Source organism: Streptomyces sp. NRRL S-1022 (assembly GCF_000720135.1).
Taxonomy (GTDB): Bacteria; Actinomycetota; Actinomycetes; order Streptomycetales; family Streptomycetaceae; genus Streptomyces.
In genome coordinates this window covers 167,230-188,748 of the sequence record NZ_JOIU01000026.1, presented here as the reverse complement: position 1 = coordinate 188,748, position 21,519 = coordinate 167,230, and the positions used below count along the sequence as shown (strand labels likewise).

Sequence of the window (21,519 nt, the reverse complement as noted above, 5' to 3'; positions counted from 1 at the left end):
CGCCGCGAACGCCTGCATGGACGGGCTGCTGGCGCGCCGCCGGGCCGCCGGGTTCCCGGCGCGGTCGCTCGCCTGGGGCCTGTGGGAGCAGACCACCGGCATGGCGGCCGGCACCGACGAACTCACCCGCGGCCGGCTCAGCCGCCGCGGCGGCGTCCTCGCCCTCACCCCCGAGGAGGGCATGCAGCTCTTCGACGCGGCGCTGCGCAGCGACCGCACCCTGCTCGTGCCGGCCAAGCTCGACCTGCGCGGGCTGCGCGCCGACGCGAGCGCCGGGGCCACCGTGCCGCCGCTGCTGCGCGGACTGGTCCGCGCCGGCCGGCAGTCGGCGCGGGCCGCCGTCACCGGGGACGAGCGGCGCCGGCTCGCCGAACGCCTCGCCGGGCTGCCGGCCGGGGAGCGGGCCGAGACCCTGCTGGAGCTGGTCCGCACCCAGATCGCCGTCGTCCTCGGCTACACCGACGGCCACCGGGTCGACCCCGGCCAGGGCCTGTTCGAGATCGGCTTCGACTCGCTGACCGCGCTGGAACTGCGCAACCGGCTCGGCGAGCTGATCGGCACCAAGCTCGGCGCGGGCCTCGTCTTCGACCATCCGACGCCCGCGCTGATCGTCGCCCACCTGAGCGAGCGCCTGTACGGCGAGGACGCGACCGGGCCCGTGGCCCTGTCCGTCTGAGGCGTCCACCCACCGCACCGACCCCGAAGGGAGCAGTCGACCGCATGTTTGACGTGGATGCCTACCTCCGTCGCATCGGCTGGACGGCAGGACGGCCGAGGCCCGACCTCGACACCCTGCGCACGCTGCACAAACAGCACCTGATGACCCTGCCGTACAACGTCGCCGGGCAGGGCTTCGCCGACGGCGTCCACCTCGTGGACATCGACGAGGACGAGGTGTTCCGCACCGGGGTCATGGAGGGCCTGGGCGGCACCTGCTTCCAGCTCAACCGGCTCTTCTTCCGCCTCCTGTCCGCACTGGGCTACGAGGTCTCCCTGCTGGCGGCGAGCACCGCCGAGGGCCGGGAGAACTTCGGCACCGAGATCGAGCACATGTTCATCCGGACCGTCCTCGACGGCGAGGAGTGGCTCGTCGACGTCGGTTACCCGGGACCGTCGTACCTCGAACCGCTGCGCGTCGGCGACGAGGTGCAGAGCCAGTACGGCTGCCAGTACCGGCTCGTCCACGGCGACGACGGCGCGATCGCCCTGCAACGGCGCGGACGCGTCACCCGGTGGGGCACCGTCTACACGTTCCGGCTGCAGGCCCGCCAGTGGCACGACTGGAAGGACCTGGAGGACCGGGCCCGCGCCCACCACGCCACCGCCGCCGCGGACGACGGCCAGGGCACCCTGTGCGGCCGGACGTTCCACAACGGCCAGGCCGTGCTCAAGGGCCGCCGCTACCTCGTGGTCCGCGACGGCCGCGAACGCGTCCGCACCGTCGTGGACGACACCGAGCACCGGCGGCTCGTCGCCGCCCTCCTCACCGGCGACCCCGACCCCGCCGACCTCGCGTGACCGGCCGGCAGACCAACCGAACCCACGTCACCAGCACACGACCGGAAGGACATTCCATGAGCAACAACTCGGCCGACGTCGTCATCATCGGTGGGGGACCCTCCGGCGCGGTGAGCGCCTACACGCTGGCCAAGGAGGGGCACTCCGTGGTCCTCCTGGAACGCGAGGAGAACCCGCGCTTCCACATCGGCGAGTCCCTGCTGCCGTACATGATGGGCCTGTTCGACCGGATCGGCATCCGGGAAGCGGTGGAGAGCGGGGGGTACGTCCCCAAGTTCGGCGGCGAGTTCATCGACCCGACCGAGACCAAGTTCTTCTCCGGCGTCTTCCGCGCCGACTTCGCCAAGCAGGGCGAGGGCCGTTACGACCGGGCCTTCCAGGTCCAGCGGGCCCGGTTCGACCGCATGCTCGTCGAGGAGGCCGGCAAGGCGGGCGCCGAGGTGCACTACGGCGCCGTCGTCGGCGACCTGCTGATGGAGGGCGACCGCATGGTCGGCGTCCGCTACACCAAGGACGGCGAGGAACACGAGGTCCGCGCGCAGTACGTGGTCGACGCCAGCGGGCGCGCCGGGCGGATCGCCCACAAGTTCGGGCTGCGCAAGACCCTGGAGAAGCTCCGCATGGTCGCGGTGTTCCGGCACTACGACGGCCTGGACGAGCAGCACAACCTCGGCGTCGAGGGCGACATCCAGGTCGGCGCGCACGCCGACGGCTGGGTCTGGGCCATCCCGCTGTCCAAGGACGTCATCAGCGTCGGCACCGTCATGCCCCGCGACGTCTTCCGAGCCTCCACCCCCGAGAAGGTCTTCGAGGAGCACCTCGCCCGGGTACCGCGGATCACCGCCCGGCTGACCGGCACCCGCCCGATCATGGACCTCAAGGTCGAGACCGACTACTGCTACCACACCGACACCGTCACCGGCCCCGGCTGGGTGATGGTCGGTGACGCCGGCTGCTTCGGCGACCCCATGTTCTCCGGCGGTGTGCTCGTCGCCTCGGCCACCGCGGTCCGCGCCGCCGAGAACCTGAGCCGGGCCCTGAAGAACCCCGAGGACGCCGACCGGCTCATCGCCGAGTACGAGAACTTCTTCAAGACCGGCTACGACACCTACATCCGGCTCATCCACGCCTTCTACGACGGTGAACTGGTCGCGGTCGCCGCCGACGCCGGCCGCACCACCGACCGCGACACGCTGGAGCGCTACCTGATCCGGCTGATCGGCGGCGACTTCTGGAGCGAGCACAACGCGGTCGCCCAGGAGATGCGCCGGCGCACCGAGTGGGACACCTTCGAGCCCTTCCAGCGGGTCTTCGGCTGCCCGTCCTACCCCCACCTGGACGAGCAGGACCGCAAGGAGCGCGCCGAGTCCCGCGTCCGCCGGGTGACCGCCGGCCAGTAGCCCCACGGCGCCCTCCGGCGCCCCACCCGTCACGGAGCCCCGGCCGCGGTGTGCCGCCGCCGGCCGGGCTCCGGGCGACCGACCGAGTCCGCGCGCAACGGAACAAGGTGAAGCGGAAGTGACAAGAACAGTCCCGGTGCGCTTCGGCGACCGGTCCTACGACGTGCTCATCGGCCCCGGAGTCCGCTCCGCCCTGCCCGGGATCATCGAGCGGATCGGCGCCCGGCGCGTCGCCGTCGTCTCGGCCCGCCCCGTCGAGTGGGTGCCCGACACCGGCACGGAAACCCTGCTGCTGCCCGCCCGGGACGGCGAACCCGACAAGAACCTCGCCACGGTGGAGGCCCTGTGCGCCGCGTTCGTGCGGTTCGGGCTGACCCGCTCCGACGCCGTCGTCTCCGTCGGCGGCGGCACCACCACCGACGTCGTCGGCCTGGCCGCCGCGCTCTACCACCGCGGGGTCCCCGTCGTGCACCTGCCGACCACCCTGCTCGCCCAGGTCGACGCCAGCGTCGGCGGCAAGACCGCCGTCAACCTGCCCGAGGGCAAGAACCTCGTCGGCGCCTACTGGCAGCCCGCCGCCGTGCTGTGCGACACCGACTACCTGTCCACCCTGCCGCCGCGCGAACTGCGCAACGGCCTCGGGGAGATCGCCCGCTGCCACTTCATCGGCGCCCCCGGCCTGCACGGGCTCACCCTCGCCGAACAGACCGCCGCCAGCGTCACGCTCAAGGCGGGCATCGTCTCCGCCGACGAACGCGACGCCGGCCCGCGGCACCTGCTCAACTACGGCCACACCCTCGGCCACGCCCTGGAGGCGGCCACCGGCTTCGCCCTCCGGCACGGCGAGGGCGTCGCCATCGGCACCGTCTTCGCGGGCCTGCTCGCCGGCACCCTCGGCCGCATCCCGCCCGGGCGGGTGGACGAACACCGGGCGGTGGTCGCCTCCTACGGCCTGCCCACCGCCCTGCCCGACGACACGAGCCCCGACGCACTCCTCGCGCTGATGCGCCGGGACAAGAAGGCCCGCTCCGGCCTCACCTTCGTCCTGGACGGCCCGGCGGGCGCCGAACTCGTCGCCGACGTGCCCGAACGGGCCGTGGCCGACGCCCTGGCCCGGATGGAGCGCGCCCCGCTCGACCGGCTCGTCACCGGTGCCCCCGCCGGGGTCGCGGGAACGGAGGCGGCGGTGACATGACGTACTTCCCGCGGTGGCCGCCCGGTACCCCCGGGCGGATCCGGCGGCGGGCGGTCGAGCGCATCCTCGCCGACCGGCTCGAAGCGGCCCTGGCCAGGCCCGCCGCACAACAGCCCGGCTGGCCGGACCCGGACCGGGCCCGCGCCGTGGTCCGCCGGCTCACCGCCGGCGAACCCCTCGTCACCCCCGCCGAGACCCGGCGGCTGCTCGACCGGCTCGGCGCCGTCGCCCGCGGCGAGGCCCTGCTGCTCCAGTCCGGCGACTGCGCGGAGACCTTCGCCGAGACCACCGAGCCCCACCTGCGGGCCAACCTCGGCCTGCTGAGGCGGATGGCGCTGGTCCTCACGCACGGCGCCGGCCTGCCCGTGGTCACGGTGGCCCGCGCCGCCGGACAGTACGCCAAACCCCGCTCCGCGGCCGTCGGCGCCGACGGACTGCCCGTGTACCGGGGCGACATCGTCAACTCCGGCGAGGCGACCCCCGCCGCCCGCACACCCGACCCCGAACGCATGGCCCGGGCACACGCCCACGCCCGCGAGGCGATGACCGTCGTACGACGGCTCTCCCGCGGCGACCTCGCCGACGCGCACGCCCTGCACGAGGAGAACCGGCAGTTCGTCAGCACCGCGCCCGGCGGCCGACCGCACACGGCACGGGCCGCGGAGATCGGCCGCGGGCTGCGCTTCATGACCGGCATCGGCGCCCCCGCCCCACGGCTGGGCGAGATCTGGACCAGCCACGAGGCGCTGCTCCTCGACTACGAACGCACCCAGCTGTGGATCGACACGGAGGGCCCCGAACCCCGGCTGTCCAGCGGCCTCGCCCACTTCCTGTGGATCGGGGAGCGCACCCGGCACCCCGACGGCGCGCACATCGCCTTCGCCGAACTGCTGGCCAACCCCATCGGCGTGAAGATCGGCCCCGGCACGACCCCGGAGCAGGCCGTGGAGTACGTACGCCGTCTCGACCCGCACGGGGTGCCCGGCCGGCTCACCCTGATCACCAGGATGGGACACGACCGGGTCCGCGAGGCGCTCCCGCCGATCGTCGAGAAGGTGACCGCCTCCGGCCGCCAGGTGATCTGGCAGTGCGACCCCATGCACGGCAACTCCCGTACCACGGCCGCCGGTTACAAGGTACGGCGCTACGAACACATCCTCGACGAGATCACCGGCTTCCTGGAGGTGCACCGGGCGCTCGGCACCCACCCCGGCGGCCTGCACCTGGAGGCCACCGGCGAGGACGTCACCGAGTGCACCGGCGGCGCCCGCGGTCTCACCGACGAGGACCTGCCCGCCCGCTACCGCACCGCCTGCGACCCCCGCCTCAACGCCGAACAGTCCATGGAACTCGCCTTCACGGTCGCGGAGTTGTTCGCGACCCGGGCGGCACGCAGCACGGAGGCACGACGATGACCGACACCCCCCGGCAGACCCTGGTCAGCGGAACCACCCGGCTCTACGCCGTCCTCGGCGACCCGGTCGGCCAGGTCCAGTCACCCGGACTGCTCAACCCGCTCTTCGCCCGCCTCGGCATCGACGCCGTGCTCGTCCCCGTGCACGTCCGCCCCGCCGACCTGGAGACGGTCGTCCGGGGACTCCAGCGCGTCGGCAACCTCGACGGCCTGTTCGTCACCGTCCCGCACAAGACGGCCGCCGCCCTGCTCGCCGACCGGCGCAGCCCCACCGTCGAGATCACCGGCAGCGCCAACGCGCTGCGCCGCGAACCCGACGGCACCTGGCTCGCCGAGAACTTCGACGGCTCCGGCTTCGTGGCGGGACTGGTCCAGGCCGGCCACCGGCCCAAGGGCGCCCGGGTGGCACTGGCCGGCGCGGGCGGAGCCGGCAGCGCCATCGCGGCGGCCCTGCTCGACGCCGGCGTGGACCGGCTGACCATCACCGACCCCGACACCCCCAGAGTGACCGCGCTCGTCGGCCGGCTCGCCGCCCACTGGCCCGGCCGCGTCCGGGCGGCCGGCGCACCACCCCTGGCCGACAGCGACATCGCCGTCAACGCCACCCCGCTCGGCCTGCGCCCCGACGACCCGCTGCCCTTCGCCCCGCACGCCCTCCCGCCGGGCGCGGTCGTCGCCGACATCATCATGAAACCCCGCGACACCCGGCTGCTGCGTGAGGCCGCCGCCCACGGCCTCGCCGTGCACCACGGAAGCCACATGCTCACCGGCCAGATCGACTCCTACCGCGCGTTCTTCGCCCTGCACGCGCCCTGACCGCCCCGCCACCATCCGACTACCAGACCGAGGGATGGGAGGCCCGGCACACCGCGTCCTAGTCTGAGGACGGCCAGCACTGCGCGACCCGTCCGGACCGGCTCTGTCGCCCCCCTTCGCCTCGCCCGCTCACTTTCGCCCAGCCCGTTCCCGACGGAGATTTGGAGAACCATGAACGCGCGACCGGCACCGGAATTCCCCAAGTGGCCGCAGTACGACGACGACGAGCGGACCGGACTGGTCCGGGCCCTGGAACAGGGCCAGTGGTGGCGCATGGGCGGGGAGGAAGTCGACTCCTTCGAGCGTGAGTTCGCCGACTTCCACGGCGCCCCGCACGCCCTCGCCGTCACCAACGGCACCCACGCCCTCGAACTCGCCCTCCAGGTCATGGGCGTCGGCCCCGGCACCGAGGTGATCGTGCCGGCCTTCACCTTCATCTCCTCCTCCCAGGCCGCCCAGCGCATCGGTGCCGTCGCCGTCCCCGTCGACGTCGACCCGGACACCTACAACATCGACGTCGCCGCGGCGGCCGCCGCCGTCACCCCGCGCACCCGGGCGATCATGCCCGTGCACATGGCCGGCCTGATGGCCGACATGGACGCCCTCGGCAAGCTCTCCGCCGACACCGGCGTACCGATCCTCCAGGACGCGGCGCACGCCCAGGGCGCCCGCTGGCAGGGCAAGCGGGTCGGCGAACTCGGCTCGGTCGCCGCGTTCTCCTTCCAGAACGGCAAGCTGATGACCGCCGGCGAGGGCGGCGCCGTGGTGTTCCCCGACAGCGACCTGTACGAGTCGGCGTTCCTGCGGCACAGCTGCGGCCGGCCGCGCACCGACCGGCACTACCTGCACCAGGTCTCCGGCACCAACATGCGGCTCAACGAGTTCTCCGCCGCCGTGCTGCGCGCCCAGCTGCGCCGCCTGCCCGCCCAGACCGCCCTGCGCGACCAGCGGTGGGAGCTGCTGTCCCGGCTGCTCGGAGCCGTCGACGGGGTCGTACCGCAGGGCGGTGACGTCCGCGCCGACCAGAACACGCACTACATGGCGATGTTCCGGCTCCCGGGCATCGCCGAGGAGGACCGCAACGCCCTCGTCGACCGGCTGGTCGCCGCCGGGCTGCCCGCCTTCGCCGGGTTCCGCGCCGTCTACCGCACCGACGCCTTCTGGGAGGTCGGCGCCCCCGACGAGACGCTGGAGCAGGTCGCCGAACGCTGCCCGAACACCGAGGCCATCAGCGCCGACTGCGTCTGGCTGCACCACCGGGTGCTGCTCGCCGACGAGCGGAACCTGGAGCTGACGGCCGAGATCATCGCGGACGCAGTGGCCGCCGTATGAGCGTGCGGGCCGCCGTGGTGGGGCTCGGCTGGGCGGGGCGGGAGCTGTGGCTGCCCCGGCTGCGCTCCCACCCGGACTTCGACCTGGTCGCCGTCGTCGACCCCGACCCCGCCGCGCGGGTGGCCGTCGGCGCGGCGACGGGCACCCCGGCCCACGCCGCACCGGACGCGCTCGACGCCCGGTCGGTGGACCTCGCCGTCGTCGCCGTACCCAACCACCTGCACACCACCGTCGCCGCCGGCCTGCTCGCCCGGGGCGTGTCCGTCTTCCTGGAGAAACCGGTGTGCCTGTCCGGCGCCGAGGCCGACGTCCTGGCCGAGGCCGAGCGCGACGGCGGCCTGCTGCTGGCCGGCAGCGCCGCCCGGCACCGCGCCGACGTCCGCGAACTCGCCGCTGTGCTCCCCGAGCTGGGCACGGTGCGACACGTCGACCTCGCCTGGGTGCGGGCCCGCGGGGTGCCCCGGGCCGGCGGCTGGTTCACCCGGCGCAGCGAGGCCGGCGGCGGCGCCCTGGTCGACCTCGGCTGGCACCTCGTGGACACCCTGACCGCGCTGCTCGGACCGTCCCCGGTCCGCCAGGCCGTCGGCGCCACCTCGGACGACTTCCTGGGCGCCGGCGCCTGGTCGGCGGCCTGGCGCCGAGAGCAGCCGGCCGCCGCCCCCACCGGTGACGTCGAGGACACCGCCCGCGGGTTCCTGCTCCGCGAGGACGGCATCTCCGTCTTCCTGCGGGCCAGTTGGGCCTCGCACGAGGCGACGGACCTCTCCCTGATCCGGATCGAGGGCAGCACCGGCACCGCCGAACTGCGCTGCACCTTCGGCTTCAGCCCCAACCGGCAGCCCGAATCCGTGCTGACCCTCACCCGCGAGGGTGCCACCCGCCGGCTGCCGGTGCCCGCCGAACCCGTCGGCGCGGAGTACGGCCGGCAACTGGACGGCGTACCGGCCCTCCTCGCCGACCCCGCCGGGCGGGGCCGGGCCGTCGCCGAGGCGCGGACCACCGTACGGCTCATGGAGCGCCTCTACGCCTCCGCGCGGGCCGGCCGCGACGGGCCGAGCGAGCCCGCCCAGCAGACCACCAGCAGATGAGGACCCCATGACAGTCCACTCCACCGACCGGCCCCTCGCCCCGGCCGGCCTCCTGACGACACCCCGGCGGGCGGTCGTCTTCGACCTGGACGGGGTGATCGTCGACAGCTTCGCGGTCATGCGGGAGGCCTTCGCGGTCGCCTACGCGGAAGTCGTCGGCGACGGCCCCGCACCGTTCGAGGAGTACGTGCGCCACCAGGGCCGCTACTTCCCCGACATCATGCGGATCATGGGGCTGCCGCCGGAGATGGAGGAACCCTTCGTCCGCGAGAGCTACCGGCTCGCCCACCGCGTGGAGGTCTTCGACGGCGTCCTCGAACTGCTGCTGACCCTGCGGGTGCGCGGCCTCCGGCTGGCCGTGGCCACCGGCAAGGCCGGCGACCGCGCCCGGTCGCTGCTCGACGGGCTCGGCCTGCTGCCGTTCTTCGCGCACGTCGTCGGCTCCGACGAGGTGGCCCGGCCCAAGCCCGCGCCCGACATCGTGCAGCGCGCGCTGGAACTGCTGGACGTGCCGCCCGAGCAGGCCATCATGATCGGCGACGCCCCCACCGACCTGGCCAGCGCCCGCGGCGCCGGCGTCGCCTCGGCCGCCGCGCTGTGGGTCGGCCCCGACGAGGAGGAACTGCTCGCCGCCGGTCCCGACGCGGTGCTGCGCCGCCCCGGCGACCTGCTCGCCCTGTGCCCCGCCGTACCGGGCGACTGAGCGTGCCCGCTGCGGACCGGCAGCCCGGCGCCGCTTCGGCGCCGGGCTGCCTCGGTATCGACGTCGGCGGCACCAAGGTCGCCTTCCGCGCGGACGGCGGCGACGGCCGGACCGAGGAGTCCTCCTTCACCTGGGGCCCGCACCGGGACGCCGGCCGCGACCTGGCCGATCTGGCCGCGCACCTGAGGGAGTTCCCCGGCGCGGCGGACGTACGGGCCGTCGGCGTGGCCATGCCCGCCACCGTCGGCCCCGACGAGCGGGTCACCGCCTGGCCCAGCCGCCCCGCGTGGACCGGGCTCGCGCTGGGCCCCGCCCTGCGCGAACTGTTCCCCGGGGCGAGGGTGGCCTGGGCCGACGACGGCGACCTCGGCGCGCTCGCCGAGGCGGACGCGGCGGGCTGCCCGAACCTGCTCTACGTCGGCGTGGGCACCGGGATCGGCGGCGGACTCGTGCTGAACGGCGCCCTGTGCCCCGGTCCGGCCCGCGGCTCCTTCGAGATCGGCCACCTCGTCATCGACCGGGACGGGCCCCCGTGTGTGTGCGGCCGCCACGGCTGCCTCCAGGCGACCGCGTCCGGCCCGGCCACCCTGGCCCACGCCACCGCCCTGCGCGGCACGCCGGTCACCTTCGGCGAACTCCGCCGGGGTCTGAGCGACCAGCGGCCCTGGGCCGTCGCCGCACTGGACCGCACGGCCCGCGCCCTCGCCGCGGCCATCGCCGGTGTCGCGGAACTCGTCCACCCCGAACGCGTCGTCCTGGGCGGCGGCTTCGCCGAGGGGATCCCGGCGCTCCCGCACACCCTCACGACCCACCTGGCCGCCCTCTCCCGCCCCGGCCACCCCACACCCCCCGTGACCCCGGCCCGCCTGGGCGGCCTGTCCTCCCTCCGGGGCGCCGTCCTACTCGCCCGACAGCTGTAACCCGGATACGCGGGCCCGCCCACCAGGCCCCCACCACCTACACCCGTCGAGCCCACCGCCCGACCCCGCCGGGTTTCCCCGCCCGCACCTGCCGGGTCCTCCACCCCAGGCCGCCTACGCCTGCCGGGCCGGCTTTGCCTGCCCGCGCCTGCCGAGCCCTCAGTCCCGTGCCGGGTGCGCTGCCGGCACCTGCCGGGCCCGCCGCCTGCGCCTGCCGGGTCGGCCTTTCCGCGCCTTCCAGGTTCTCCGCCCCGCGGCGGTTGCGTCGCTCACCCCTGCCGGGCCCGCCGGCTTTGCCTCCCGCGTCTGCCGGGTTCTGCGTCCCACGCCGGTTGCGTCGCGTACGTCTGCCGGGCCCGTCGTCTGCGCCTGCTGGCTTTGCTTGCCCGCGTCTGCCGGGTTCTGCGTCCCACGCCGGTTGCGTCGCGTACGCCTGCCGGGCCCGCTGCCTGCGCCTGCCGGCTTTGCGTGCCCGCGGCTGCCGAGTCCTCCGTGCCGTGCCGGGTGCGCTGCCGGCACCTGGCGGGCCCGCCGTCTGCGCCTGCCGGGTTCTCCCCCCCCACGTCGGCTGCGCCGCATACGCCTGCCGGACCCGCCGGCCGCGAATGGCGGGCCCGGCGTCCGCGTCAGCCGGCGCCCGGTGGCTCCGGTGCCCGCCTCGCTCGGCCCGCGTGGGCCGCCTCGTTCAGGCCGTGCGGACCGCCTCGTTCAGGCCGTGCGGACCGCGTCGGCCGGTGCCGCCGCGGTCAGCTGGGTGCGCAGGTCGTCCACCAGGGCGTTCACCCCGGCCGGGTCGGCCGCCGCGCCGAAGACGTGGTAGTCGGGGCGGACCAGCAGGGCCGTCGCGCCGTGGCGGTCGAGGCGGGCGCGCAGCACGCCGTCGGCGTCCACCGCGTCGGTCGCCCCGGCCGTGCCGTCGTACGACGTGCCCACCGGCCACAGACGGACCACCCCCGCGCCCACGTCCCGCAGGAAGGACAGCCGGTCCGCGGTGAGCGCCGGCTCCTCCTCGGACTTGACGAACAGGACGAACCCACGGCCCACCGGGTCCTCCAACGGCGCCCCGGACGGCGTGAGCAGCCGCCCGTGCGGCAGGACCTCGCCCGCCGGCGGAACCCGCGTGTCCGCGTCGGTGCCCTGCGGGCGGTGCAGCAGGCCGCAGGTGACCGGCCGCGCCGGATCCGGCCGGCCCGGCCCCCGCCCGCGCCGGTTCGCCAGCACCGTCGCGTCCCGCTCCGCCGCGGCCGCCGCGTCCGTCACACAGATCAGCCGCCCCAGCTGCACCGACGCCAGGATCGACTCGCGGACCTGCGCCCTGCGCTCCTCCGTGTAGCTGTCGAGCAGGGACTCCGGCGCGGTCCCACGCAGCACCAGGTCCAGCCGCCACGCCAGACCGACCACGTCCCGCACACCCGAGCACATGCCCTGCCCGGCGAACGGCGGCATCAGATGGGCCGCGTCACCGGCGATCAGCATGTGCCCCGCCCGCCACTCGTCCGCCCACCGCGCCTGGAAGATGTACGTGGTGCTGCGCAGCAGCCGCGCGGTGTCCGGGGTGACGCCGAACGGCGCGAGCAGCCGCCACGCGGTCTCCTCCCGGTTCAGGTCGGCCGCCCGCTCGCCCGGCAGCCGCATGAACTCCCAGCGCCGGTGCCCCGGCCCGCTCCCGACCAGCGTCGTCGGCCGCGCCGGGTCGCACAGCTGCACATTGGTCGGCACGAACCCGCGCGGCTCGCGCAACTCCACGTCGCACAGCAGCCATTCGTAGGAGAAGCCGAGGTCGGTGACGGACACGCCCATCCGGTCCCGTACGAAACTGTTGGCGCCGTCGCAGCCGACCACCCACCGCGCCGTGAACGTCCCCGCCGTCCCCTCCTCGTCCTCCGCGGTCACCGTCACCCCGTCCGGCCCGTCGGCGATGTCCACGACCCGGCGGTCCCGCAGCACCCGGATGCCCGGCAGCTGCGCGGCACGGGCGGCGAGCACCTCCTCCAGCGCCGGCTGGTGCATGGTGTTGGCGTCGGGCCAGCCGTACGGCCCCTCGGTGGTGAACGCGATGTCCAGCAGCGTCCGGCCGTCCGCCGTACGCCACTGGTAGCCGGTGCCCGGCTCGGTGATCCGGCCCAGCTCCCCGCCGATGCCCGTACCGGCCAGCAGCCGGGCGGTCTCCCCGTCGAAACTGGTCGCCCGGGGCAGCGTGTACGGCCGCCGCCGGCGTTCCAGGACCGTCACCCGCCAGCCGCGCTGCGCCAGCAGCACGGACAGCACCGAGCCGACCGGCCCGTACCCGACGACGAGCACATCCGTCCCCGGCTCAGGCCGCGGCTGCGGCGAACTGCCGGACGTCTTCGGGTCGTCGGTGGGCACAACGGACATGGAAACCCCCTCGGTGCGGCCTGGCTGACGGGCCCTGCTCGGGCGACTCGTGGGTGAGCGTACGGCCCGTCGGCCGGCCGTGGCCGGGATCCGCCCGCGGGCTATCAGGTTGGGGGATACCGGCCCCGCTCCGGCTCGTCCTACTCTGCCGAAGTCCCGTAACAGACGCTGATTCCCGATGTCCTCGACCGATGTCCCGACGTGAAAGAGAGCCCTTCGGCATGCCTGGAGCAACGGCGCAGTTCGAGAAGTGGGTCAGCGTCTTCCGTCCCTCGCCGGACAGCGCGGTACGGCTCGTCTGCCTGCCGCACGCCGGCGGCTCGGCGAGCTTCTTCTTCCCGGTCGCCACGGCCCTCGCACCCGCGGTGGAGGTCCTGGCCGTCCAGTACCCGGGCCGGCAGACACGCCGGCAGGAACCCGGTATCGACAACATCCCCGAATACGCCGACCAGATCTTCGCGGCCCTGCGCCACCTGGACGACCGGCCGCTCGCCCTGTTCGGGCACAGCATGGGCGCCGTCCTCGCCTACGAGGTGGCCCTGCGCATGCGGGAAGCCGGACTGCCGTCCCCGGTACGGCTGTTCGCCTCCGGCCGGCGCGCCCCCTCCCGCTACCGCGACGAGTACGTGCACAACGCGACCGACGCGGAGGTGCTGGCCGAACTGCGCACCCTGAGCGGTCCCAACCAGGAGGCCCTGGCCGACCCCGAGGTGCTGGCGATGTTCCTGCCGGCGATCCGCAGCGACTACGCCGCCATCGAGAGCTACCGGCACGACCCCGGCCGGCTGCTCGACTGCCCGGTGACCGTACTCACCGGCGACGCCGACCCGCGGACCACGCTCGACGAGGCACGCGCCTGGGAGGAGCACACCACCGGCCCCACCGACGTGCACGTCTTCGCCGGCGGTCACTTCTTCCACGTCGAACGCGGCCCCGAGGTCATCGCGCTGCTGTCCCGCAGTCTGAGCGGCCAGGGCGCCGACACCACCCGCTGACCCCACCGACCGCTTGCGACGAGGGAAGTGCCCGTGACGCTCGCCGACCCGGTGCCCACCATGGCCCCGCACTCGCTCCTGGTCTTCCTCCTCCAACTCGCCTTCCTGCTGCTGCTCGCCCTCGTCCTGGGCCGGCTCGCCGAGCGCTTCCGCATGCCGGCGGTGGTCGGCGAGCTGTGCGCGGGCCTGCTGCTCGGCCCGTCCGTGCTCCAGCACGTGCTGCCCGGCTTCTCGGAGTGGCTGCTGCCCCGGCAGCCGGAGCAGATGCACCTGCTGGACGCCACCGGCCAGCTCGGCGTGCTGCTCCTGGTCGGAGTCACCGGCGCCGAACTGAACTTCGGGCTCGTCCGCAGGCGCGGGGCCACCGCCGCCCGGGTCAGCATCGCCGGCCTCGTCCTGCCCCTCGGCCTCGGCATCGCCACCGGCTTCGCGCTGCGCGGCGTCCTGAAGCCGGCCGGCGTCGACCCCACCGTGTTCGCGTTCTTCCTCGGCGTCGCGATGTGCGTCACCGCGATCCCGGTGATCGCCAAGACGCTCCTCGACATGAAGCTGCTGCACCGCGACATCGGCCAGCTGATCCTGTCCGCCGGTGTCGTGGACGACATCGTCGGCTGGTTCCTGCTCTCCGTGGTCTCCGCGATGGCCACCGCCGGACTCACCGCGGGGGTCATGGCGACCTCCGTGCTCTACCCGGTCGGTGTCGTGCTGTTCGCCGTGTTCCTCGGCCGCCCGCTGGTCGGGGCCGCGCTGCGCCGGGCCGGCCGCGCCGAGGGCTCCGCACCCACGATCATGACGGTCGTCGTCCTGGTCCTGTTCGGAGCCGCGGCCACCCAGGCCATGAGGCTGGAGGCGATCTTCGGCGCCTTCGTCTGCGGCGTGCTGGTCGGCACCAGCAAGGACCTGGACCGGGAGAAGCTCGAACCGCTGAAGACGACCGTACTGGCCTTCCTCGCCCCGCTGTTCTTCGCCACCGCGGGGCTGCGGATGGACCTCACCGGCCTGCGCCACCCGGCGGTCCTCGCCGCCGCCCTCGCCGTGCTCGCCGTCGCCGTCCTCGGCAAGTTCGCCGGTGCCTTCCTCGGCGCCCGGTTCAGCCGCCTCAACCGCTGGGAGGCGCTCGCCCTCGGGGCCGGCATGAACTGCCGCGGCGTGGTCGAGGTCGTGGTGGCGATGACCGGTCTGCGGCTGGGCGTCCTGGACACCGACGCCTACACCATCATCGTCCTCGTCGCCATCGTGACCTCGCTGATGACACCGCCCGTCCTGCGGCTCGCGATGGCCCGCGCGGAGGAACTCGCCGACGCCGGACTCACCTTGGGGGACGCGGCTCAGCGCGACCCGGGACGGTCCGGCGCACCCGACCGTGAGGTGACCCCATGAGCACCCTGCTCCTGCTGAACGGCCCCAACCTCGGCATCCTGGGCCGCCGCGAACCGGAGATCTACGGCACCGACACCCTCGCCGACATCGAGAAGGCCGTCGCCGCCGAAGTGAGCGGCGCCGGCTGGGACGTGCTCTCCCTCCAGCACGACTCCGAGGGCGACCTGGTGCGCGACATCCACCGGCACCACTCCGACACCGTCGGCGCCGTCGTCAACCCCGGGGCGCTGATGATCGCCGGCTGGAGCCTGCGCGACGCCCTCGCCGCCTACCCGCAGCCCTGGATCGAAGTGCACCTGAGCAACATGTGGGCCCGGGAGCAGTTCCGGCACGAGTCCGTGATCGCCCCGCTGGCCTCCGGCGTCGTCGTGGGCCTCGGCTCCCTCGGCTACCGGCTGGCCGCGCGGGCCCTGCTGGAACTGACCGGCGCCGACCGCTGACGGCCGGCGGGCCGGCCACGCCGCGCCCGCACCCCACGTACCCGTGTCGCGAAAGGACACCCCGCTCATGAAGCTCGCCCTGCACGAGGCCGGCGACGGCGACCGGACGGTGCTGCTCGTCCACGGCGTGATGTCGTCCTCGGACACCTGGCGCCGGGTGGCGCCGGCCCTCGTCGCGCGCGGCTACCGCGTGCTCATGCCGGACCTGCGCGGCCACGGGGACAGCCCGCACGCCGACGAGTACACGCCCGAACTGCTCGCCGCCGACCTCGTGGAGACCGTCCCGGCCGGCGTCGACCTGGCCCTCGCCCACTCCTTCGGCGCGCCCGTGCTCGCCCTCGCGGTCGCCGGCCTGCGCCCGGCCCGGGTCGTCTACAGCGACCCCGCGTGGAAGCTCGGCGCCACATCCGTCGACGAGGTACGGGAGTTCGCGCAGGCCACCAAGTCCGCCACCGCCGAGAGCATCCGCCGGCTGTGCCCGCGCTGGCTGCCCGAGGACATCGAGGCGGAGCTGGCCGGGTACGCCCGCTGGGACGTCCGGGCCATCGAGTGGCTGCAGAGCGACCGGGACCTGATCCCCGCGCGCGCCGAGGTGCCCTCGCTCGTCCAGGGCGCCGGCGACCACCACCTCGTACCGGACGAGCTGGCCGAACGGCTCGGCGCACGCGGCTTCGAGGTGGTGTACGTGCCGGACACCGGGCACTGCATCCACCGCGACGATCTCGACGGCTTCCTGAAGTCGCTGGAGGGCTGGCTCTGACCGCGCGGGCGGGACGCCCGGCAGGCGTCCCGCCCCGTGCTAGGTTCGTCCCATGGACGCAGGTCACCTCACGCGGGTGGAGACGGGGAGTTCCCCGGCCGCCGGCGCCACACCCCCCGCCCTGCACGGCTCGTTCACGATCGACCGGGACTTCACGGTGCCGCCGGCCGAGGTGTTCCGCGGCTTCGCCGACCCGTCCCTGCGGCGCCGCTGGTTCCGGCTGCCGGGCAGGTCCGGCACCGCCCGGCACGAACTGGACTTCCGGGTCGGCGGCGGGGAGACCGCCGGCAACGTCTTCGTCTCCGGCGACACCGAGGAGCACCTCGCCTACCGCTCCCGGTTCCTGGACATCGTGCCGGACACCAGGATCCTCTACGTCTACGAGGCCGAGGTCGACGGCACCCGCCGCTGGGTCTCCCTCGTCACCGTCGAACTCGCCGGCCGGCCCGACGGCTCCCGCCTGACCTGGACCGAGCAGTACACCTGGCTCGTGCCCACCGGGGACGGCAGCCAGGACACCGCCCACCTGCGCGGCGGCACGCGCCTCCTCCTCAACGGCCTTGCCGCGACGGTCGATCCGGCCCGCCACCACCCCCTGCTCACCGCCACCGCACCGGTGGACCGCGGCTGACCCGCGACCGGCCCGCGGCGGCGGCCGGGTGTCCGGGCGATTACCTGTCAGGTCATCGATCTTCCCGCGCCCGCGTGCCAGGATCGTCGGTGTACGGAGGCCGACAGACCGGAAGGACACCATGACCGCCTACGCCATAGCGCACCTGCAGGAGGCCGCCCCGCACCCGGAGATCGCCGAGTACATCGAGCGCATCCCCGCCACCTTCGAGCCGTACGGCGGCCGCTTCCTCGTGCACGCCGCACAGCACGAGGTCAAGGAGGGCGACTGGCCCGGGCACGTCGTCGTGATCTCCTTCCCCGGCATCACCGAGGCCCGCGCCTGGTGGGACTCGCCCGCGTACCAGGAGATCGCACCCCTGCGCTCCCGGCACATCGCCGGCGACATCGTCCTGGTCCCGGGCGTCCCCGAGGACTACGACCCCGCCCACACCGCGAAGGCGATGCGGGAGAACCTGCCCGCCGGGTAGCACCGCACCCCTGCGCATATGATCACCGGAAGTCCCGCAGGCCGGAGCCTACGACGGCTGTCGTCGGCTGTAGTCCGCACCGACGGGGACTTCCCGGGCCGACGGGGACGGCTCGGGGGAGTGCGTGATCGAGGCGAGTGAGGGAGGGGCAGGGCGGTGGGCATCCACACACGTCGTCCTGGGGAGTACGTCAGACCGGCCGGGCGGATCCTGCTCGACGACCACTTCGAGGCGTCCGGGGAGTTCTACGCGTCGGGGGCGTACTACCACCAGCGGACCCTGAGCCGGCTTCCCGCGGGGCGCCCGGTCGAATGCGAGCTGGTGCCCGAGCCCCACAACCCGTGGGACGCGCGGGCGGTCGCCCTCGACGTGGACGGCGAGCGCGTCGCCTACCTGCCCGCGACCTCGGCCAAGCTGTGGCACGACGTCGTACGGGCGTGGAACGCCGCCGGTTTCGCGGTGTACACCGGCGCCGGGACGAACCGCTGGACCACGGACGGCGAGGACCGCTTCGGTCTGACCCTGCCGAAATGGGACTGGGACAGCCTGCTGGACCTGGCGGAGGCCGCGGGGCTGCGCGCCGGCTGGGAGGCCGCCCTGGCCGACCTCACCGACGAGCAGCGTCTCGGGCTGCGCGACGACCGCGGCTACGACCCCGACGAGTTGGCCGTGAAGGCGCTGTGGCACCGGCGCTCCGCGCATCCCCTGTTCAGCTGGGGTGCGAAGAGGGACGGGGACCTGACCGAGCGGATGCCGTTCTGGTACGGCTACTTCGTGCGCGAGCGGATACGCGAGGAGCACGAGGAACGGCGCGAGCGCCTCTGGTTCGCCCGGTCCGTCAAGTCGGAGCTGCTGCAGGCCTTCAAGGCGGAGATCGGCCGCAGACGGGAGCGGGACCGCGAGCGGTCGCTCCAGCAGCGGGCCGGCCAGGACGAACGGGCGCTGCGGCTGCAGCACGAGGGCCGGCGCGTCGCGGAGATCGCCGCCGAACTGGGGCTGACCCCCAAGCAGGCCGAGAACGCGCTGGCCCGTGCGCGCAAGGCCGCGGGCGTCGCCTCCCGGCGGACGGAGGACCTCCAGGACGAGCGCCGTCGCCAGGCGGCCGAGGCGGTCGCCCTGAAGAGGTCCGGGATGCCGCGCGCCCACATCGCGCGGGCCATGGGCCGGTCCGCCGACACCGTCGACGAACTGCTGAAGGACGGCCTCTTCTACGAGGCACCCGAGGACCACCCGGAGCGACTGGGCCTCGCCCGGCGCTGCGTCGAGCTGCGGGGCGCGGGGCTTGTCAAGGAGGACGTCCTCGCCCGGCTCGCCGTCAGCCGCAAACAGGCCCTGAGAGCGTTCCGGGACGCCTCCTTCCTCGAAGCCGGTGTCAGACCTGCCCGCTAGCTTGTCCGCATGACGTCTCTCAGCCTCGCACCGTGGTCCGAGCAGGGGCTCGACCTGCTCCACCGGCAGAACACCGCCGAGTCGACCGAACACCTCGGCGGCCCGGAGACCCCGGAACAGGTCCGGCGCCGTCACGAGCGGTACCTCGCCCTCACCGACGGCCGGATGTTCCTGATCGTGCTGGACGGACAGGTCGTCGGCTCGATCGGCTACTGGACCCGGGAGTGGGAGGGGGAGCAGGTCTACGAGACGGGCTACGCCATCCTGCCCGAGTACCGCGGCCGGGGCCTCACGGCCGGGGCGCTGCGCCTGTGCGCCGAAGAGGCCGGCCGGCAGGGCTCGCGCCGGTGGCTGCACGCGTTCCCCTCCGTGCGGCACGACGCGTCGAACGCGGTGTGCCGCACAGCGGGCTTCGAACTGGTCGGTGAGTGCGCGTTCGAGTACCCGCCCGGGAACCCCCTCCGCTCGAACAACTGGCGACTCGAACTCCCCGAGTCCGCCCGCACCGCGGCCGGCGCCCCGGCGCCGCGATGACCGCCACGCCGACCGGGGCGATTTTCGCGCGGGGAGCCGGAACGGTCCGGCAGCAGTACGCGGGAAGCGACCCGTCCACGTGCCGTCGTCCCCGGTGATGTCCGTCCGCCGCGTACGCAGACCCTGAACCGGTGCCCGTGTGCCCCGCCCGCCTGCTCCCGGTGCGCCCGGATTGCGCCCTGCCCGCGAGCCGGCGGCGAGCCGCACGCTCGACGGCATGGGGGACTCCGACCACCTCATCCCGTTGCCCGGCCCGGGCCCGGACGGCTCCCGGCAGCCGCCCGCCGGCACGCCCGCACCCTGGGAGACCGCCGACCGCGTCCAGGCCGCCCTGGACGGCGCCGCCGGTCCCGAACCGCCCCGGCCGCCGGTCTGCCCCCACTGCGGGCTCACCGGCGACCGCCGCCCCACGTACGCCGGGCAGCACGTCCTGCTCGAACCCCGCCTCACGGTCCCCGCCCATCTCGTACCCGGCGGCCACCGCTGGCACCTCGACGGCAACGGCACCGCCTGGAACGGCGGCTTGGACGAGCCCCCGCCCGGGGCGACGTGCCGGATCCCGCACCAGCTGGCCTGCCCGGGTCTCGCCCTCGACGAGATCCGGCCGTGGCGGTGGCTGACGGCGGTCCGTGAGCACAACGCGCTGGCGGCGCGGCACAGGTCCGACGCGGAGGGAGCACGGGGGGTGTTGCCGGACGCCGGGTGACACGGGTGGCGGCCCGGCCGCGGTGCCGGCGCCCGGAGGGCACCGCCGCGGCCGGACGGCGGCCGTGCCGGTGAGGTGCTGTGCAGCTTTGGCCCCCGCTGGTCCGCCGCCCCGGGAGTGGCGGACCCGGCGCCACCGAGGGCGCCTTCGCGGGGTAACCGGAACCTACGCTTCGAGCGCCCGCGACGGAAGAGCCCGGGGTGTGGCCCAGGTCATACCGACCGCGCCGAGCCGTCGACGCACCCCGCCGACCTGCGCAAACGGCGCAGGTGCACCCAGCGTGTCCCCCATACTCCCCCGGGTGAGCGGTGACGCGGCCGCCGCTACGGCCACCCCTGGGCCTCGGTCCGCAGCGCGGCCCCGCGGCGGTCGAGCAGGCGCACCGCCATCTCGCCCCACCGGAGGTTCTCCCGCTCGAAGGACATGCCGCGCAGCAGGGTGAGGTACGGGCCGATGCGCTCGGCCTCCGCGAGGTACGCCTCCTCCGAGCGCCCGTCGAGCAGGCGCTGCCGGATCCGCTCGTAGCGGGCCAGCTTGGCGGTCGCCCACTCCATGCGCTCGGCGACGGCCGCCCGCACGGCCTCCATGTCGCCGACGTCCGCGCACTGCACCTTGACCATCAGCTCGTCCCGGATGACGGCGGGCCGGCCCGGGGGCTCGGCGGTGTACGCGCGCACGGCCTCCCGTCCGGCCTCCGTCAGGGAGAACAGCCGCTTGTTGGGGCGGCGCTCCTGCTCGACGACGCGGGCGGTGACGAGCCCCTCGGCCGCCATCCGCTCCAGCTCCCGGTAGAGCTGCTGGGGCGTCGACATCCAGAAGTTGGCCACCGTCGCGTCGAACGCCTTCGCGAGGTCGTACCCGGACGCCTCGCCCTCCAGCAGCGCGGCCATCACCGCGTTCCGCAAAGCCATGGGCCTACGCTACGCTCCACCACACCTATTCAATTAATTGACTATGCGAGGTGGGCGCATGCACCCCTTCCGCAAGGCCGTCGAGAGCGGCGACATGGACGCCGTCGCCGCCCTGCTGGCCGACGACGTCGTCTTCACCAGCCCGGTCGCCTTCAAGCCGTACCCGGGCAAGGCGATCACCGCGGCGATCCTGCGCGCCGTGTCCCGCGTCTTCGAGGACTTCACCTACGTCCGAGAGATCGCGAACCCCGACGGCCGCGACCACGCCCTCGTCTTCACCGCCACCGTCGCCGGCAGGACGCTCCAGGGCTGCGACTTCCTGCACTTCGACGAGAACGGCAGGATCGACGAGTTCACGGTGATGGTCCGCCCGCTCTCCGCCGCCCACGCGCTGGCCGAGGCCATGGGCGCCCAGTTCGACCGGATCGCCCGGGAGGCCGCCGGGCAGTGACCCGGCCGACCGCCGGCCGTCCGGAGACAGCCCGCCGGGCAAGGAGCGGCCCGAGGGGCGGGAGTGCTCCTCTCCTCCTCTGGGCATAGCC

The 21,519-nt window shown here is 74.4% G+C and carries 22 protein-coding genes; 20 read left to right on the top strand and 2 right to left on the bottom strand.

Translation table 11 applies throughout. The features are described from left to right. From IG05_RS0132355 to IG05_RS0132310, 10 genes are all read left to right on the top strand, one after another. Positions 1–676, top strand: a 676-nt coding sequence (locus tag IG05_RS0132355; RefSeq protein ID WP_234336103.1) for a beta-ketoacyl reductase, incomplete at its 5' end; no start/stop codon positions are given. Between the two features lie 44 nt (positions 677–720). Continuing rightward, complete coding sequence (locus tag IG05_RS0132350; RefSeq protein ID WP_037815078.1) at positions 721–1,518, top strand: arylamine N-acetyltransferase; 798 nt, start codon at positions 721–723, stop codon at positions 1,516–1,518. A 56-nt stretch (positions 1,519–1,574) separates the two neighbouring features. After that, complete coding sequence (locus tag IG05_RS0132345; protein WP_030347606.1) at positions 1,575–2,918, top strand: NAD(P)/FAD-dependent oxidoreductase; 1,344 nt, start codon at positions 1,575–1,577, stop codon at positions 2,916–2,918. Positions 2,919–3,036: 118 nt separating this feature from the next. Beyond that, complete coding sequence (locus tag IG05_RS0132340; RefSeq protein ID WP_051790502.1) at positions 3,037–4,113, top strand: 3-dehydroquinate synthase family protein; 1,077 nt, start codon at positions 3,037–3,039, stop codon at positions 4,111–4,113. Next, positions 4,110–5,528, top strand: coding sequence for a 3-deoxy-7-phosphoheptulonate synthase (locus IG05_RS0132335; RefSeq protein WP_078894649.1), 1,419 nt, complete (start codon positions 4,110–4,112; stop codon positions 5,526–5,528). Before IG05_RS0132340 ends, IG05_RS0132335 begins: the two co-directional genes overlap by 4 nt. Continuing rightward, positions 5,525–6,343, top strand: a complete 819-nt coding sequence (locus IG05_RS0132330) for a shikimate dehydrogenase family protein (RefSeq protein WP_030347603.1) — start codon at positions 5,525–5,527, stop codon at positions 6,341–6,343. The genes IG05_RS0132335 and IG05_RS0132330 overlap by 4 nt, the downstream gene beginning before the upstream one ends. A 171-nt stretch (positions 6,344–6,514) precedes the next feature. Next, positions 6,515–7,675 carry a 3-amino-5-hydroxybenzoate synthase gene (rifK, locus tag IG05_RS0132325; RefSeq protein WP_030347602.1) on the top strand — a complete coding sequence of 387 codons (1,161 nt, stop codon included), beginning with the start codon at positions 6,515–6,517 and terminating at the stop codon, positions 7,673–7,675. After that, positions 7,672–8,763, top strand: coding sequence for a Gfo/Idh/MocA family protein (locus IG05_RS0132320; protein ID WP_030347601.1), 1,092 nt, complete (start codon positions 7,672–7,674; stop codon positions 8,761–8,763). Before rifK ends, IG05_RS0132320 begins: the two co-directional genes overlap by 4 nt. A 7-nt stretch (positions 8,764–8,770) precedes the next feature. Next, complete coding sequence (locus IG05_RS0132315) at positions 8,771–9,466, top strand: HAD-IA family hydrolase (RefSeq protein ID WP_051790500.1); 696 nt, start codon at positions 8,771–8,773, stop codon at positions 9,464–9,466. A gap of 2 nt (positions 9,467–9,468) precedes the next feature. After that, positions 9,469–10,386 carry an ROK family protein gene (locus tag IG05_RS0132310; protein ID WP_051790498.1) on the top strand — a complete coding sequence of 306 codons (918 nt, stop codon included), beginning with the start codon at positions 9,469–9,471 and terminating at the stop codon, positions 10,384–10,386. A 708-nt stretch (positions 10,387–11,094) separates the two neighbouring features. On the opposite strand, the gene IG05_RS0132305 is transcribed toward IG05_RS0132310, so the two are convergent. Continuing rightward, positions 11,095–12,762, bottom strand: coding sequence for a bifunctional 3-(3-hydroxy-phenyl)propionate/3-hydroxycinnamic acid hydroxylase (locus IG05_RS0132305; RefSeq protein WP_078894647.1), 1,668 nt, complete (start codon positions 12,760–12,762; stop codon positions 11,095–11,097). Between the two features lie 221 nt (positions 12,763–12,983). Here IG05_RS0132305 and IG05_RS0132300 point away from each other — a divergent pair, with 221 nt between their 5' ends. The 9 genes from IG05_RS0132300 to IG05_RS0132260 all read left to right on the top strand — a co-directional run bounded on the left by IG05_RS0132300 (position 12,984) and on the right by IG05_RS0132260 (position 20,066). Further along, on the top strand, positions 12,984–13,757 hold the full coding sequence (locus tag IG05_RS0132300) for a thioesterase II family protein (RefSeq protein ID WP_030347597.1): 774 nt from the start codon (positions 12,984–12,986) through the stop codon (positions 13,755–13,757). A gap of 33 nt (positions 13,758–13,790) precedes the next feature. Beyond that, positions 13,791–15,137: a cation:proton antiporter gene (locus IG05_RS0132295; protein ID WP_063760113.1), complete on the top strand. Its 1,347-nt coding sequence runs from the start codon at positions 13,791–13,793 to the stop codon at positions 15,135–15,137. Next, entirely contained in the window at positions 15,134–15,577 is a 444-nt protein-coding gene (locus tag IG05_RS0132290; protein WP_030347595.1) for a type II 3-dehydroquinate dehydratase, read from the top strand. The genes IG05_RS0132295 and IG05_RS0132290 overlap by 4 nt, the downstream gene beginning before the upstream one ends. A gap of 67 nt (positions 15,578–15,644) precedes the next feature. After that, positions 15,645–16,337, top strand: a complete 693-nt coding sequence (locus tag IG05_RS0132285; RefSeq protein WP_030347594.1) for an alpha/beta fold hydrolase — start codon at positions 15,645–15,647, stop codon at positions 16,335–16,337. Between the two features lie 52 nt (positions 16,338–16,389). Continuing rightward, a complete protein-coding gene (locus IG05_RS0132280) occupies positions 16,390–16,968 on the top strand; it encodes an SRPBCC domain-containing protein (RefSeq protein ID WP_078894645.1) in 579 nt (192 codons plus the stop codon). A gap of 121 nt (positions 16,969–17,089) precedes the next feature. Then, on the top strand, positions 17,090–17,437 hold the full coding sequence (locus IG05_RS0132275; RefSeq protein ID WP_030347592.1) for a DUF1330 domain-containing protein: 348 nt from the start codon (positions 17,090–17,092) through the stop codon (positions 17,435–17,437). A gap of 156 nt (positions 17,438–17,593) precedes the next feature. After that, a complete protein-coding gene (locus IG05_RS0132270) occupies positions 17,594–18,826 on the top strand; it encodes a hypothetical protein (protein ID WP_030347591.1) in 1,233 nt (410 codons plus the stop codon). 9 nt (positions 18,827–18,835) lie between these two features. Then, the gene (locus IG05_RS0132265; RefSeq protein WP_030347590.1) at positions 18,836–19,360 is read left to right on the top strand and encodes a GNAT family N-acetyltransferase; all 525 of its coding nucleotides are present in this window, start codon (positions 18,836–18,838) and stop codon (positions 19,358–19,360) included. Positions 19,361–19,577: 217 nt separating this feature from the next. After that, positions 19,578–20,066: a DUF6083 domain-containing protein gene (locus IG05_RS0132260; protein ID WP_030347589.1), complete on the top strand. Its 489-nt coding sequence runs from the start codon at positions 19,578–19,580 to the stop codon at positions 20,064–20,066. Positions 20,067–20,389: 323 nt separating this feature from the next. On the opposite strand, the gene IG05_RS0132255 is transcribed toward IG05_RS0132260, so the two are convergent. After that, positions 20,390–20,977: a PadR family transcriptional regulator gene (locus IG05_RS0132255; RefSeq protein ID WP_030347588.1), complete on the bottom strand. Its 588-nt coding sequence runs from the start codon at positions 20,975–20,977 to the stop codon at positions 20,390–20,392. A gap of 58 nt (positions 20,978–21,035) precedes the next feature. Here IG05_RS0132255 and IG05_RS0132250 point away from each other — a divergent pair, with 58 nt between their 5' ends. Continuing rightward, on the top strand, positions 21,036–21,428 hold the full coding sequence (locus IG05_RS0132250; protein WP_030347587.1) for a nuclear transport factor 2 family protein: 393 nt from the start codon (positions 21,036–21,038) through the stop codon (positions 21,426–21,428). Positions 21,429–21,519: the final 91 nt, after the last annotated feature.

Excerpts from the sequence above, each read along its gene's own strand:
- IG05_RS0132350 (WP_037815078.1), top strand. The coding sequence starts at position 721 with ATGTTTGACGTGGATGCCTACCTCCGTCGCATCGGCTGGACGGCAGGA.
- IG05_RS0132345 (WP_030347606.1), top strand. The coding sequence starts at position 1,575 with ATGAGCAACAACTCGGCCGACGTCGTCATCATCGGTGGGGGACCCTCC.
- IG05_RS0132335 (WP_078894649.1), top strand. The coding sequence starts at position 4,110 with ATGACGTACTTCCCGCGGTGGCCGCCCGGTACCCCCGGGCGGATCCGG.
- IG05_RS0132330 (WP_030347603.1), top strand. The coding sequence starts at position 5,525 with ATGACCGACACCCCCCGGCAGACCCTGGTCAGCGGAACCACCCGGCTC.
- rifK (WP_030347602.1), top strand. The coding sequence starts at position 6,515 with ATGAACGCGCGACCGGCACCGGAATTCCCCAAGTGGCCGCAGTACGAC.
- IG05_RS0132320 (WP_030347601.1), top strand. The coding sequence starts at position 7,672 with ATGAGCGTGCGGGCCGCCGTGGTGGGGCTCGGCTGGGCGGGGCGGGAG.
- IG05_RS0132315 (WP_051790500.1), top strand. The coding sequence starts at position 8,771 with ATGACAGTCCACTCCACCGACCGGCCCCTCGCCCCGGCCGGCCTCCTG.
- IG05_RS0132305 (WP_078894647.1), bottom strand. The coding sequence starts at position 12,762 with ATGTCCGTTGTGCCCACCGACGACCCGAAGACGTCCGGCAGTTCGCCG.
- IG05_RS0132300 (WP_030347597.1), top strand. The coding sequence starts at position 12,984 with ATGCCTGGAGCAACGGCGCAGTTCGAGAAGTGGGTCAGCGTCTTCCGT.
- IG05_RS0132290 (WP_030347595.1), top strand. The coding sequence starts at position 15,134 with ATGAGCACCCTGCTCCTGCTGAACGGCCCCAACCTCGGCATCCTGGGC.
- IG05_RS0132285 (WP_030347594.1), top strand. The coding sequence starts at position 15,645 with ATGAAGCTCGCCCTGCACGAGGCCGGCGACGGCGACCGGACGGTGCTG.
- IG05_RS0132280 (WP_078894645.1), top strand. The coding sequence starts at position 16,390 with ATGGACGCAGGTCACCTCACGCGGGTGGAGACGGGGAGTTCCCCGGCC.
- IG05_RS0132275 (WP_030347592.1), top strand. The coding sequence starts at position 17,090 with ATGACCGCCTACGCCATAGCGCACCTGCAGGAGGCCGCCCCGCACCCG.
- IG05_RS0132265 (WP_030347590.1), top strand. The coding sequence starts at position 18,836 with ATGACGTCTCTCAGCCTCGCACCGTGGTCCGAGCAGGGGCTCGACCTG.
- IG05_RS0132260 (WP_030347589.1), top strand. The coding sequence starts at position 19,578 with ATGGGGGACTCCGACCACCTCATCCCGTTGCCCGGCCCGGGCCCGGAC.
- IG05_RS0132255 (WP_030347588.1), bottom strand. The coding sequence starts at position 20,977 with ATGGCTTTGCGGAACGCGGTGATGGCCGCGCTGCTGGAGGGCGAGGCG.
- IG05_RS0132250 (WP_030347587.1), top strand. The coding sequence starts at position 21,036 with ATGCACCCCTTCCGCAAGGCCGTCGAGAGCGGCGACATGGACGCCGTC.